Annotated in this window: 12 protein-coding genes; 6 read left to right on the forward strand and 6 right to left on the reverse strand. The window is 72.9% G+C overall.

All coding sequences use genetic code 11. The annotated features are described in order from the left end of the window. The first annotated feature begins 359 nt into the window (after nucleotides 1-359). The 3 genes from DEJ46_RS06725 to idi all read left to right on the forward strand — a co-directional run bounded on the left by DEJ46_RS06725 (nucleotide 360) and on the right by idi (nucleotide 3,535). Nucleotides 360-1,301: a cation diffusion facilitator family transporter gene (locus tag DEJ46_RS06725; protein ID WP_150264639.1), complete on the forward strand. Its 942-nt coding sequence runs from the start codon at nucleotides 360-362 to the stop codon at nucleotides 1,299-1,301. Nucleotides 1,302-1,499: 198 nt separating this feature from the next. Next, on the forward strand, nucleotides 1,500-2,762 hold the full coding sequence (locus DEJ46_RS06730; RefSeq protein ID WP_150264640.1) for a bifunctional class I SAM-dependent methyltransferase/N-acetyltransferase: 1,263 nt from the start codon (nucleotides 1,500-1,502) through the stop codon (nucleotides 2,760-2,762). A gap of 152 nt (nucleotides 2,763-2,914) precedes the next feature. Beyond that, nucleotides 2,915-3,535 (forward strand): isopentenyl-diphosphate Delta-isomerase, encoded by a 621-nt coding sequence (idi, locus tag DEJ46_RS06735; RefSeq protein WP_055640453.1) that lies wholly within the window; start codon nucleotides 2,915-2,917, stop codon nucleotides 3,533-3,535. Here the strand turns inward: idi and DEJ46_RS06740 are convergent. Both DEJ46_RS06740 and DEJ46_RS06745 read right to left on the reverse strand, forming a co-directional pair. After that, nucleotides 3,501-4,022, reverse strand: coding sequence for an ATP-binding protein (locus DEJ46_RS06740; RefSeq protein WP_223835442.1), 522 nt, complete (start codon nucleotides 4,020-4,022; stop codon nucleotides 3,501-3,503). The genes idi and DEJ46_RS06740 overlap by 35 nt on opposite strands. A gap of 130 nt (nucleotides 4,023-4,152) precedes the next feature. Next, entirely contained in the window at nucleotides 4,153-4,833 is a 681-nt protein-coding gene (locus DEJ46_RS06745; protein ID WP_223834544.1) for an HdeD family acid-resistance protein, read from the reverse strand. Between the two features lie 66 nt (nucleotides 4,834-4,899). Here DEJ46_RS06745 and DEJ46_RS06750 point away from each other — a divergent pair, with 66 nt between their 5' ends. Next, complete coding sequence (locus DEJ46_RS06750) at nucleotides 4,900-5,643, forward strand: enoyl-CoA hydratase/isomerase family protein (RefSeq protein ID WP_150264642.1); 744 nt, start codon at nucleotides 4,900-4,902, stop codon at nucleotides 5,641-5,643. On the opposite strand, the gene DEJ46_RS06755 is transcribed toward DEJ46_RS06750, so the two are convergent. Both DEJ46_RS06755 and DEJ46_RS06760 read right to left on the reverse strand, forming a co-directional pair. Continuing rightward, nucleotides 5,631-6,296, reverse strand: coding sequence for a DJ-1/PfpI family protein (locus DEJ46_RS06755; RefSeq protein WP_150264643.1), 666 nt, complete (start codon nucleotides 6,294-6,296; stop codon nucleotides 5,631-5,633). The genes DEJ46_RS06750 and DEJ46_RS06755 overlap by 13 nt on opposite strands. 29 nt (nucleotides 6,297-6,325) lie before the next feature. Beyond that, on the reverse strand, nucleotides 6,326-7,297 hold the full coding sequence (locus tag DEJ46_RS06760) for a GlxA family transcriptional regulator (RefSeq protein ID WP_150264644.1): 972 nt from the start codon (nucleotides 7,295-7,297) through the stop codon (nucleotides 6,326-6,328). Between the two features lie 138 nt (nucleotides 7,298-7,435). Between DEJ46_RS06760 and DEJ46_RS06765 the strand changes: the two genes are divergently transcribed. Further along, nucleotides 7,436-8,302 (forward strand): SCO6745 family protein, encoded by an 867-nt coding sequence (locus tag DEJ46_RS06765; protein WP_150264645.1) that lies wholly within the window; start codon nucleotides 7,436-7,438, stop codon nucleotides 8,300-8,302. Nucleotides 8,303-8,432: 130 nt separating this feature from the next. Next, complete coding sequence (locus DEJ46_RS06770; protein ID WP_150264646.1) at nucleotides 8,433-10,901, forward strand: Tex family protein; 2,469 nt, start codon at nucleotides 8,433-8,435, stop codon at nucleotides 10,899-10,901. 93 nt (nucleotides 10,902-10,994) lie between these two features. On the opposite strand, the gene DEJ46_RS06775 is transcribed toward DEJ46_RS06770, so the two are convergent. Further along, nucleotides 10,995-11,396, reverse strand: a complete 402-nt coding sequence (locus DEJ46_RS06775; protein WP_150264647.1) for a hypothetical protein — start codon at nucleotides 11,394-11,396, stop codon at nucleotides 10,995-10,997. Then, nucleotides 11,393-12,127, reverse strand: coding sequence for a 2-phosphosulfolactate phosphatase (locus tag DEJ46_RS06780; protein ID WP_150264648.1), 735 nt, complete (start codon nucleotides 12,125-12,127; stop codon nucleotides 11,393-11,395). Before DEJ46_RS06780 ends, DEJ46_RS06775 begins: the two co-directional genes overlap by 4 nt. Between the last annotated feature and the right edge of the window lie 6 nt (nucleotides 12,128-12,133).

Genomic DNA, 12,133 nt, shown 5'->3' on the forward strand with positions numbered 1-12,133 from the left:
GCGCGGCGGTGCGGCCCGGCGCCGGGCGGCGGCACGTCGGCTGAGGCTATCGGATGAACGGAGCGTGAGTTCACCGAGGCTTCGCGGGCAGGACTCCCCCGGGCCCACCCGCGGCCTCACGGGTGCGAGAGGCACTGGGGAGATCGGCTCGGACGGGTGGTGGTCCCGCCCGGGGCTCCCTGGCGGGGTCCGCCGTGCGAGGCCCCTGCCGACCAGTTCTCGCCATGGCCGGTCCTGATGGCATCACCGCAGGTCAGAGCATATGACAACGGTGTTCAGTACCGTGTTGCACATACCCCCCACCCGTAGTTCACTTGCCATCCGGGGCAGACGGAACGACTCGATCGGGAGGCCATCTCATGGGGGCTGGACACGACCACGGACACAGCCACGGCGGAGCCCCTCCCACGGGCACCGCGGGGGCCGCGTACAAGAACCGGCTGCGGATCGCGCTCGGCATCACGCTCTCCGTGATGGTGATCGAGATCATCGGCGGTGTGGTCGCCGACTCGCTCGCGCTGATCGCCGACGCGGCCCACATGGCGACGGACGCCGTCGGCCTCGCGATGGCGCTGCTCGCGATCCACTTCGCCAACCGGCCGCCCAGCGGGAACCGGACCTTCGGTTTCGCCCGGGCCGAGATCCTGGCGGCGCTGGCCAACTGTCTGCTGCTGCTCGTCGTCGGCGGTTACGTGCTGTACGAGGCGATCCAGCGGTTCGTGGAGCCGGCCGAGACCAAGGGCGGGCTGGCGATCGCCTTCGCCGTGGTCGGCCTCGCGGCGAACATGATCTCCCTCTCGCTGCTCGCTCGCGGCCAGAAGGACAGCCTCAACGTGCGCGGGGCGTATCTGGAGGTGCTCGCGGACGCGCTCGGCTCGGTGACGGTGATCGTCGCGGCCGGCATCATCCTGGCCACGGGCTGGCAGTACGCCGACCCGATCGCCTCGATCGTGATCGGTCTGATGATCGTGCCCCGCACGATCAAGCTGCTGCGCGAGACGCTGGACGTGCTCCTGGAGGCGGCGCCGAAGGGCGTCGACATGGCGGAGGTACGGGCCCACATCCTGGCGCTGCCGGGCGTCGAGGACGTCCACGACCTGCACGCCTGGACGATCACCTCGGGCATGCCGGTGCTCTCCGCCCACGTGGTCGTGGACCAGGGCGCGCTGGACTCGGTCGGGCACGAGAAGATGCTGCACGACCTCCAGGGGTGCCTGGGCTCCCACTTCGACGTGGAGCACTGCACCTTCCAGCTGGAGCCGGCCGGCCACGCGCAGCACGAGGCGAAGCTCTGCCTCTGAGACGCCCGGCCTGTTAGGCTCGCCGGACGTACACGTGTGGAGAGGAGCTGAGGTTGATGACCGTCGCGATGGAGGCTGCCCAGTGCGGCAGCGCCCGGTCCAGCTTCAGCTTCCGGGTCACCGGCTGACCTGATCCCGGTTTTCCCACCGGTACGTCACGTCGTCGGCCGGGGCCCTCTCACACAAGGGTTTCCCACGTTGTCCGACAACGCATTGCACGACGCCTTCTTCGCCCTGCACCACGGTCTTCCGCGGCAGGGCCCGGGCTCCGACTCCACCACCCGTCGGCTCCTCGCACTCGCGGGGTCGCTTCCGGAGCGTCCGCGCGTGCTCGACCTGGGCTGTGGCCCGGGTCGCTCCGCGCTGCTCCTGGCCGCCGAGGCGAACGCCGAGGTGACCGCCGTCGACACCCACGAGCCGTTCCTCGCCGAACTGCGGGAGACCGCGGCGGCCCGCGGGCTCGTCGACTCGATCCACGCCCTGCGCGCCGACATGGGCGCGCTGCCGTTCCCCGACGGCTCCTTCGACCTGGTCTGGGCCGAGAGCTCGGTCTTCGTCCTCGGCTTCGACCGGGCGCTCGCCGAGTGGCGCAGGCTGCTGGCCCCCGGGGGCACTCTGGTCCTCACCGAGTGCGTCTGGACCACCGAGGACCCGGGCCCTGCGGCCCGCGCCTTCTGGGATGAGCACTACACGCTCCGTACCGTCGCCGGGAACGCGGCGGCGGCGGTCGCGGCCGGCTACCACGTCCTGGGGACCGTCCCGCAGCCGGAGAGCGACTGGGACGAGTACTACGTCCCGCTCGCGGCGCACGCCGACGCGGCCGACACCACCGTGCCGGGCATGGCGGAGGCCGTGGGCGGGGCGCGCGCCGAGATCGCGCTCCGGCGCGAGCACGGCTCCGACTACGGCTACGCCGGCTTCGTCCTGAAGCCGGCCGATCCGCGCTGGCGCCTCCGCGAGGAGACCGCCGAGGACGCCCCGACGGTGCGGCGGATCGTCTCGACGGCCTTCGGGTCGGTGGACGCCCCGTCGGAGACGGAGGCCGATCTGGTCGACAGCCTCCGGCGGGACGCCGACGCCTGGCTGCCCGGTCTGTCGTACGTGGCCCTGGCCCCGGACGGCACGATCGCGGCGCATGCCCTGATCACCCGCTGCCGGGTGGGCGGCGCCCCCGCGGCGGCGCTCGCGCCGGTCTCGGTGGCTCCGCCGTACCAGCGGACGGGGGCCGGGCAGGCCGTCGTCCGGGCGGTGCTCGACGCGGCCCGGCTCCGGGGAGAGTCCCTCGTCCTCGTCCTGGGGCACCCGGGGTACTACCCGCGGTTCGGGTTCGTACGGGCGTCCGAGTATGGAATCAAGCCAGGTTTCGAGGTTCCGGACGAGGCCATGATGGCGCTCGTCCTGGACGGTTCCGTGCCGGTCCCCTCGGGCACCCTCGTCTATCCGGCGGCTTTCGGGGTCTGACGGCCTTCTGAAGGTCCCGCCGCTCCCACCGCACCGGCGTACGCCGGTGCGGTGGGAGCGGCGACGTCCGGCCGACGAAGTGCGGACAAGCCGCTTTTGTACGGCAGACTGGGGTTGCCCCACCGGGCCGAGGACCGAAGCGAAGGACGGGTATGCCGACCACACCAGCCACAGTGGCTCAGATCTCGCCGGAGATCACGTCGAACGGCGTCCAGCCGTCCGGAGCCCCGGCGCCGATCATGCTCGAACTGGTCGACGAGGACGGGACGACCATCGGCACGGCGGAGAAGCTCGCCGCCCACCAGGCACCGGGCCAGCTGCACCGCGCCTTCTCGGTCTTCCTCTTCGACGAGTCCGGCCGGCTGCTGCTCCAGCGCCGGGCGCTCGGCAAGTACCACTCCCCCGGCGTCTGGTCGAACACCTGCTGCGGCCACCCCTACCCGGGCGAGGCGCCGTTCGCCGCGGCCGCCCGGCGGACCTTCGAGGAGCTCGGCGTCTCGCCGACGCTGCTCGCCGAGGCGGGCACCGTCCGCTACAACCACCCGGACCCGGCCTCGGGCCTGGTGGAGCAGGAGTTCAACCACCTCTTCGTCGGCCTGGTGCAGGCCGAGCCGAAGCCGGACCCGGAGGAGATCGAGGACACCGCCTTCGTGACCGCAGCGGAGCTGGCCGAGCGGCACGCCGCCGCGCCGTTCTCCGCCTGGTTCATGACGGTGCTCGACGCGGCGCGTCCGGCCGTCAGGGAGCTGACGGGTCCGTCCGGGGGCTGGTGACCATCGGCATGTGCGGTGCGCCCCCCGGCCCCGGTGCCATCGGGGCCAGGGGCAGCGCCGCCCAGATGATCTTGCCGCCGCTCGCCGTGTGCTCCACGTCGCAGGCTCCGCCGGCCTCCTGGGCGACCTCCCGGACCAGGAGCAGTCCGCGTCCCCCGGTCTGCCCGTAGTCCGCCTCCAGCGCCTTGGGGCGGTACGGGTGGTTGTCCTCGACGGACACCCTGATCCACTCGGGGCCGATCGCGACCTCCACCGCTATCTCCGGCGACAGCAGCGCCGCGTGCCGCACGGCGTTGGTGACCAGCTCGGAGACGATCAGCAGCAGGCCGTCCATGATCTCCTCATGGACGGGGACTCCCTGGCGGACCAACAAGTCGCGTACGGCGTGCCGGGCCTGCGGGACGGAGACGTCGACCGCGGGTGCGGTGAAGCGCCAGACTCCTTCGTAGGACGGTGACCGGGTGGGTACACCCCCGTGGGTCTCCACGGTACGGTTCCCACCCTCGTGCTCGATTCTCGCCACGGATCGAGTCTTGGCAATGCGCGCGGGCGTACCGGCCTACTGACCAGAAGTCGACACCTATCGGCCACAATCTGATCGGGTGGGTATGCCAACGTCAATTGTTCGACTGATCGTGTGCGCTTTCTGAAGGCCCCGGACCCGACGGCTCCGTAAGGGTCACCGGTGCCGGTTCCGGCGGCGTCACCATACCGACGATCCTCCTGCCGCCGACGCCGATCGCGATCAGGCCGAGGCCGTCGAAGAGCAGCGCCAGGGAGAAGAAGACCCCGAGGACGTACCGGCTGCTGTCCGGCCAGTCGAAGAGCACGAGCAGCCCGAGCAGCATTCCGAACGCTCCCTGGAACAGGGTCCAGCCGAACTGCGGGCCGCGCACCACCACGCTGCCGACGAGCCGGAAGAGACCGCCGGTGAGGAAGAGCAGCGCGGCGAACATCGTCAGGGCCTCGGCGGAGCCCTCCGGGTGACGGATCACCACGACTCCGGCCGCGATGTTCAGCGCGGCCACCACGACGGCGAGCCAGAAGTAGCTCGTGCCCCGCGACTGGATGGCCTGGAGCAGGCCCACCACGCCGCCGATCAGCAGCAGCCAGCCGAAGAGCAGCATCGAGGTGAGGGTGGCGAGGCCCGTGTAGACCAGGCCGACGACACCGCCGAGGACGAGCAGGGCGCCGAGCACGGCGAGCCAGCTGAAGTTGCGGCGGAGCCGCTTCCCCTCGCGCTTCATGTCCGCGACGGGATCCGGGCCGGCGTGCGTCTCACGGCCGTCCTTCGCCATGTGGTGCCTCCTCGGGGCGCCCCCTTCCTGATCGTACGTTCGGGTACGGCGGATAGCATCCGCCCCATGGAGCCGCAGCTGAAGGACAGCGTCACGGACGGGGTCGCCACCGTCGTCATCGCCAACCCCGCCAAGCGCAACGCGATGAGCGCCGCCATGTGGCGCGCGCTGCCCGGTGTGCTGGACCGGCTGGCCGCCGACCGCGCGGTGCGTGCCCTGGTCCTGACCGGCGAGGGCGACACCTTCTGTGCCGGGGCGGACATCTCGACACTGCGGGAGCCCGGCGACGAGCAGCAGAGCCTCGCGGTGCGGGCCGAGGAGGCCCTCGCGGCCTTCCCGAAGCCGACGCTCGCGGCCGTCAGGGGCTTCTGCGTCGGCGGCGGCAGCCAGCTCGCCGCCGCCTGCGATCTGCGCTTCGCCGAGGAGGGCGCCCGGTTCGGGATCACCCCGTCGAAGCTCGGCATCGTCTACCCGTCCTCGTCGACCCGCAGGCTGACCGCCCTCGTGGGCCCGTCGACCGCCAAGTACCTGCTGTTCTCCGGCGAGTTGATGGACACCGAGCGGGCGCTGCGGACCGGGTTCGTGGACGAGGTCCACCCGGCGGGCGCACTGGACAAGCGGGTGGACGAGTTCGCCCGGGTCCTCGTGTCCCGCTCGCTGCTCACCCAGGCCGCGGCCAAGGAGTTCGCCGACGGCCGCACCGACCGGGACGCCCACTGGGCGGAGCAGGCACGCGGCAGCGGCGACACCGCCGAGGGGGTCGCCGCCTTCCTGGAGCGCCGCGCGCCCCGGTTCACCTACGGGGTCTGAGTCTCAGGGGGTGTCTGGCCCTCCCGCACCGGGAGCTTCTCGCCGCGCCAGTGGGCGACGATCTCGGCCGGGGCCTTCTCCGGGGAGCCCGCGTCGTAGGGCGGCTGCGGGTCGTACTCCGTGAGGAGCTGGATCGTCTGGGCGGTCTCGTCGCCGGCGATCCGGCCCAGCAGGTGCAGCGCCATGTCGATCCCGGAGGAGACCCCGGCGGCGGTGACGTACTTGCCGTCGAAGACGACCCGCTCGCCGGTGGGCTCGACGCCCAGGGCCCGCAGCTCGTCGAAGGCGAGCCAGTGGGTCGTCGCGCGGCGGTCCTTGAGCAGGCCCGCCGAGGCGAGGATCAGCGAGCCGGTGCAGACGGAGGTGGTCCAGGTGCTGGTCGCGTCGGCGGCACGGAGCCAGTCGAGGATCTCCGGGTCGTCCATGGCCACCCGCGCGTCCGGGCCGCCGGGGACGAGGACGATGTCCGGCCGCGGGACCTCGGCGAGGGTCCGGTCGGCGACGAGGGCGAGGCTGCCCTGGTCGTTGCGGACGGGGCCGGTCTCCTTGGCCACGAAGACGGTCTCGGCCCCGGGGAGGCGGGCCAGGAGCTCGTACGGTCCGACGGCGTCGAGCGTGGTGAAGCGGTCGTAGAGCAGGACGGCGATCTGCATGGTGGTCCTTTCGTTGAGGGTGGACGCGATCAGGCGGTGGGGACGTGGAAGCGGCGGCGGTACTCCGCCGGGGCGGTGCCGAGCGCCTTGACGAAGGCCCGGCGCATCGACTCCGGGGTGCCGTAGCCGGAGGCGCGGGAGACCTCCTCGACGCCGCGTGACGTCTCCTCCAGGAGGCGGCGGGCGTGTTCGAGCCGGACCAGGTCGACGTAGCGGCCCGGCGTCGTGCCCGTCTCGGCCTGGAAGGCGCGGGCGAAGTGGCGGGGCGAGAGCCGGGCGCGGGCGGCGAGGGCCTCGACGGAGAGGTCGCCGCCGGGGTGCTCGGCGATCCACTGCTGGAGGTCGCGCAGCGGCTCCCGGTGTGCGGTCTGGGCGGACAGCTGGACGCTGAACTGGGCCTGGTTGCCCGGGCGGCGCAGGAAGACGACCAGGTGGCGGGCGACGGCGAGGGCGACGTCCCGGCCGAGGTCCTCCTCGACGAGGGCGAGCGCGAGGTCGATGCCGGCGGTGACACCGGCGGAGGTGGAGAGGCGGCCGTCCCGGACGAAGATGGGGTCCGGGTCGACATCGACCTCCGGATAGCGGCGGGCGAGGTGGTCGCAGGCGATCCAGTGGGTCGTCACCCGGTGCCCGTCGAGGAGTCCGGCCTCGGCGAGGAGCAGCGCCCCGGTGCAGACGGAGACCAGGCGTCCGGCGCTCGGGGCGTGGATGCGCAGCCAGTCGACCAGGGCCGGGTCGGGCGTCCGGGTGCCCTCGCCGCCGGGGACGACGAGGGTGTGCGGCGGGCCGTCGGCGACCGCCTCTTCGAGGGTGGTGTCGGGGAGCAGACGCAGTCCGCTGTGGGTACGGACCGGGCCGCCGTCCAGGGAGGCGGTCCGGAGGGTGTACGCGGCCGGGTCGCCGGCGGCGCGGCCGGCACCGGCAAACACCTCGAAGGGACCGGTGACGTCGAGGCTCTGCACGTCGTCGAAGAGGACGACGAGAACGGGTCGCTGCGTCATTGCTCCATCCTTGGCCGCCCCCGCGGTGTCCGCAACGACGCAGATCCCACCTTTTCTGCCATCGGAGGCAGGGCCTGGCCCGCGGTCCCCCCTGTCCGACTGTTCCCGTCGTACCGACCAGTCGGTAACCTTCGGTCCATGACGACTGCCCTGCCGCCGCGCGCCGGACGCCGCTGCCACAACGCCCTCAACCCGTTGCACTCCACGCTCTACTTCTCGCCCGACCTGGACCGCGAGTTCAGTGCCCTCGGCTTCACCGACCAGAGCGCGATGCGGCTCGCCGCACGGAGCGCCGCGCTCGGCGCGGTGGGCGCGGGCACGGTCGCCGCGACCTTCTACAACTACAACCACGAACTGCTCGCCCGGCACCTCCCCGCCGTCTGGGACATCGCCTCCCCCGCCGACGTCCTGGCCGCGCGGCTGCGCACCGTCGACGCGACCCTGCGCCGGCTCCTGGGCGAGGACACCGTCTCCTCCCCGGAGATGGCCGAGGCCGCGATGCTCGCCCTGCGCGCCACGGAGGCCTGCACCCGGCACGCCCGGCCGCTCTACTCGGCCCATGCCGACCTGCCCGTGCCGGAGGCCCCCCACCTCGCCTACTGGTACGCCGCCACCCTGCTGCGCGAGCACCGGGGCGACGGCCACCTCGCGGCGCTGCTCACGGTCGGACTCGACCCCGTCGAAGCCCTCGTCTCGCACACCGCCACCGGCAAGGGCATGGCCCCGCGCTGGGTGCTCGGCTCGCGCGGCTGGAAGCGCGCCGACTGGGAGGCGGCGACGGAGCGGCTCCGCGGCCGGGGGCTCCTCGACGCCGAGGGCGAGCTCACCGAGGCGGGTACGGCGCTCCGCGGCGAGCTGGAGGAGCGGACCGACCTGCTGGACGCCGCCCCGTACGAGCACCTCGGCGCGACCGGGGTCGAGCGGCTCACCGAGCTGGGGCGCGGCTTCCTGGTGACGGCGGCGGTCGCCGGCGCCTTCCCCCCGGACCTCGTCGGCAAGGGCTGATCAAGCGCCTGACGAGGGCCTGTCGAGGGCGCGGGGACGCGCGCGGGACGGGTCGGTTGCCGCATGCGGGTGACCGACCCGGCACAATGCACTCGCAAGCTTGAGGCACGAGAAGGCGAGTCGGGACACCGTGACGACGTCCATCGAAGCAAGGATCGCCGAGGAACTCGGCGTACGCGAGCGACAGGTGAAGGCGGCCGTCGAGCTGCTCGACGGCGGTTCGACCGTGCCGTTCATCGCGCGCTACCGCAAGGAAGCGACCGAGATGCTCGACGACGCGCAGCTCCGCACCCTGGAGGAGCGGCTGCGCTATCTGCGCGAGCTGGAGGACCGCCGGGCGGCGATCCTCGACTCGGTACGCGAGCAGGGCAAGCTGACGGAGGAGCTCGAGGCCCGGATCCGGGCCGCCGACACCAAGGCGCGTCTGGAGGACATCTACCTGCCCTTCAAGCCGAAGCGCAGGACGAAGGCCCAGATCGCCCGCGAGGCCGGTCTGACGCCGCTGGCGGAGGGGCTGCTCAGCGACCCCTCGGTGGAGCCGACGGCCGCCGCGGCCGCCTTCGTGGACGCGGACAAGGGCGTCGCGGACGCCGCCGCCGCCCTGGAGGGCGCGCGGGCGATCCTCACCGAGAAGTTCTCCGAGGACGCCGACCTCATCGGCGAGCTGCGCGAGCGCATGTGGAGCCGGGGCCGGCTGGTCGCCAAGGTCCGAGAGGGGCACGGCGACGGCAAAGAGGGGCCCGGGTCGAAGTTCGCCGACTACTTCGACTTCGCCGAGCCGTTCACCGCGCTGCCCTCGCACCGGGTGCTCGCCATGCTGCGTGGCGAGAAGGAGGACGTGCTCAGCCTGGACCTCGAACCGGAGGAGCCGTCCGAGACGCCCGGCCCGTCCTCGTACGAAGGGATCGTCGCGCACCGCTTCGGCGTGGCCGACCGGGGGCGCCCCGGCGACAAGTGGCTCCAGGACACGGTCCGCTGGGCCTGGCGGACCCGCATCCTGGTCCACCTCGGGATCGACCTGCGGCTGCGGCTGCGGACGGCCGCCGAGGACGAGGCCGTCCGCGTCTTCGCGGCCAACCTCCGCGACCTGCTGCTCGCCGCGCCGGCCGGCACGCGGGCCACGCTCGGCCTCGACCCCGGTTTCCGTACGGGTGTGAAGGTCGCCGTCGTCGACGCGACCGGCAAGGTCGTGGCCACCGACACGATCTACCCGCACGTCCCCGCCAACAAGTGGGACCAGGCTCTCGACAAGCTGGCGCGCCTCGCGAAGCAGCACGCGGTCGAGCTGGTCGCGATCGGCAACGGCACGGCCTCCCGGGAGACCGACAAGCTGGCGGCCGAACTCCTCGCCAAGCACCCCGAGTTGAACCTGACGAAGGTGATGGTCTCGGAGGCCGGCGCATCGGTCTACTCGGCCTCGGCCTTCGCCTCGCAGGAACTCCCCGATCTCGACGTGTCGTTGCGCGGCGCCGTGTCGATCGCGCGGCGGCTCCAGGACCCGCTGGCGGAGCTCGTGAAGATCGACCCGAAGTCGATCGGCGTCGGCCAGTACCAGCACGACCTGGCCGAGGTGAAGCTCTCGCGCTCGCTGGACGCCGTGGTCGAGGACTGTGTGAACGGCGTCGGTGTCGACGTCAACACCGCCTCCACGCCGCTGCTTTCGCGGGTCTCCGGCATCAGCTCGGGCCTCGCGGAGAACATCGTCGCGCACCGGGACGCCAACGGCCCCTTCCGCTCCCGCAAGGCGCTCAAGGACGTGGCCCGGCTCGGCCCGAAGGCGTACGAGCAGTGCGCCGGCTTCCTGCGCATCCGGGGCGGCGACGACCCGCTCGACTCCTCCTCCGTGCACCCGGAGGCCTATCCGGTGGTGCGCCGGATGGCGAAGTCGACCGGCGGCCAGGTCGCCGCGCTGATCGGTGACACGGGCACCCTGCGCTCGCTGCGCGCCGACGACTTCGTCGACGAGACCTTCGGTCTGCCGACGGTGACGGACATCCTGCGCGAGCTGGAGAAGCCCGGCCGCGACCCCCGCCCGGCGTTCAAGACGGCCACCTTCAAGGAGGGCGTCGAGAAGATCGGCGACCTGGCCTCGGGGATGATCCTGGAGGGGGTCGTCACGAACGTGGCCGCCTTCGGGGCGTTCGTCGACATCGGTGTGCACCAGGACGGTCTGGTGCACGTCTCCGCGATGTCGAGGACCTTCGTCAAGGACCCGCGCGATGTCGTGAAGCCCGGTGACGTGGTCAAGGTCAAGGTCATGGACGTGGACATCCCGCGCAAGCGGATCTCCCTGACCCTGCGCCTGGACGACGAGGCGGGCGCGGACACACAGGGCGGCGCGCCCAGGCGTGGCGAGCGGGGCGACCGGGGCGGCGACCGCGCCGACCGTGGCGGCCGTCCGCCGCAGCAGCGGCAGGGCGGCGGAGCCGGTGGCGGCGGTGGCGGCGGTGGCGGCGGTGGCCGCCGGAGCGAGCGCGGCGGCCGGGACGACCGGGGCGGTCGCGACCGCTCGTCGGCCCCTGCGCCGGGCAACAGCGCGATGGCGGACGCCCTGCGCAAGGCCGGCCTCCTCGGCGAGGGCGGCGGCAAGCGCACGTAGGACCGGTCCGGACGCGCTCCGGTGCATGCCCGAGGCCGCGACCCATGTCGGGTCGCGGCCTCGGGCATGACGTCACACCTCGACGTCACATCTCTACGGCACGAAGCGCAGTGCCCACTCGGCGCGGTTGGCGACGGAGAGGTCGTCGTCCTCCGTCAGGGGCCGCAGGACGGCGGCGGCCGACTTCGGGTCCGCCTGGACCAGATCGACGATCTCGGCGGCCAGGCCGTCCTGGTCGTCGCCGAGGTCGACCGCCGAGGCGCGGATCAGGGTCGGGAGGGCGTCCGGGCCGCCGATGGCCGCGAGGACCCCGCCGAGGAGCTCACGGGCGTAGGCGTTCCGGTCGGTGAGGGCGCGGTCCAGCTCCGCCTGGAGGCGGGGCAGGAGACCGGCGTCGCCCGAGGCGGCGATCTCGTCGGCGAGGTCGATCGTCTCGTCGACGTCCGCGTCGAGATCGTCCAGCATCGCGGTCAGCCGGGTCAGTAGGTCGGTCATGGTGCTGCTGCCTCCTGGAATGCACCGTCCACGAGGACGGGGACGGTCGTCGAGCTGTCGGTCTCGGCGGCCACGGCCACGTCCTGCGGAAAGCCGTACTCGTACAGTTCACGGCCCGAGTCGCAGCCGTGCAAGGCGGCGACCGGGTCCTCGGTCGCCGTCCACAACGTGGCCGCCGCGCTCGCCTCCGGGGTCGGGGTGCCCGTACCCGCGAGGGCGGAGAGCACCGCTCCCGCGCCCAGCAGGTCTTCGAGCGCGGGGCGCAGCGAGCCGTCGGGCCACCGCTCGCCGGAGGCGATGACGGCGAGCGGGCGGTCGGCGGAGCCGTACCCCCGGTCGGCGAGCCAGTCGGCGACGGCCGCGCGGTTGCGCAGGGAGGCGGCGACGACGGTCGCGCCGTACCCCGCGGCCTCCGCCGCGATCGTGGAGCCGTTCGGGGAGGGCAGGACGAGCCGCGGCGGCATCGGCGCGGCGCGCAGGGCGGCCGGGGAGAGCGTCCAGGGGTGGTCGGGCGTCGCTTCCCGGCGGCCGACGGCGAGGGTCGCCCCGACCCGCTCCGCGTACGCGGCGGCCGTGGCGTCCCGCCAGCGGTACGGGTGGACGGCCGCGCCGGCCTCGACGGCGACGCCGACGGAGGTGGTGAAGGAGAGGACGTCGACCACGACGACGCAGGAGGCCGCCCGGGCGAGGGCCCGTGCCTCGACGGGCCCCCAGCCGAAGGAGATCGTCATGCGGTC

The sequence above is a fragment of the Streptomyces venezuelae genome (genome assembly GCF_008642375.1).
GTDB classification, from domain to species: Bacteria; Actinomycetota; Actinomycetes; order Streptomycetales; family Streptomycetaceae; genus Streptomyces; species Streptomyces venezuelae_G.

Excerpts from the sequence above, each read along its gene's own strand:
- DEJ46_RS06725 (WP_150264639.1), top strand. The coding sequence starts at position 360 with ATGGGGGCTGGACACGACCACGGACACAGCCACGGCGGAGCCCCTCCC.
- idi (WP_055640453.1), top strand. The coding sequence starts at position 2,915 with ATGCCGACCACACCAGCCACAGTGGCTCAGATCTCGCCGGAGATCACG.
- DEJ46_RS06745 (WP_223834544.1), bottom strand. The coding sequence starts at position 4,833 with ATGGCGAAGGACGGCCGTGAGACGCACGCCGGCCCGGATCCCGTCGCG.
- DEJ46_RS06750 (WP_150264642.1), top strand. The coding sequence starts at position 4,900 with ATGGAGCCGCAGCTGAAGGACAGCGTCACGGACGGGGTCGCCACCGTC.
- DEJ46_RS06755 (WP_150264643.1), bottom strand. The coding sequence starts at position 6,296 with ATGCAGATCGCCGTCCTGCTCTACGACCGCTTCACCACGCTCGACGCC.
- DEJ46_RS06760 (WP_150264644.1), bottom strand. The coding sequence starts at position 7,297 with ATGACGCAGCGACCCGTTCTCGTCGTCCTCTTCGACGACGTGCAGAGC.
- DEJ46_RS06765 (WP_150264645.1), top strand. The coding sequence starts at position 7,436 with ATGACGACTGCCCTGCCGCCGCGCGCCGGACGCCGCTGCCACAACGCC.
- DEJ46_RS06775 (WP_150264647.1), bottom strand. The coding sequence starts at position 11,396 with ATGACCGACCTACTGACCCGGCTGACCGCGATGCTGGACGATCTCGAC.
- DEJ46_RS06780 (WP_150264648.1), bottom strand. The coding sequence starts at position 12,127 with ATGACGATCTCCTTCGGCTGGGGGCCCGTCGAGGCACGGGCCCTCGCC.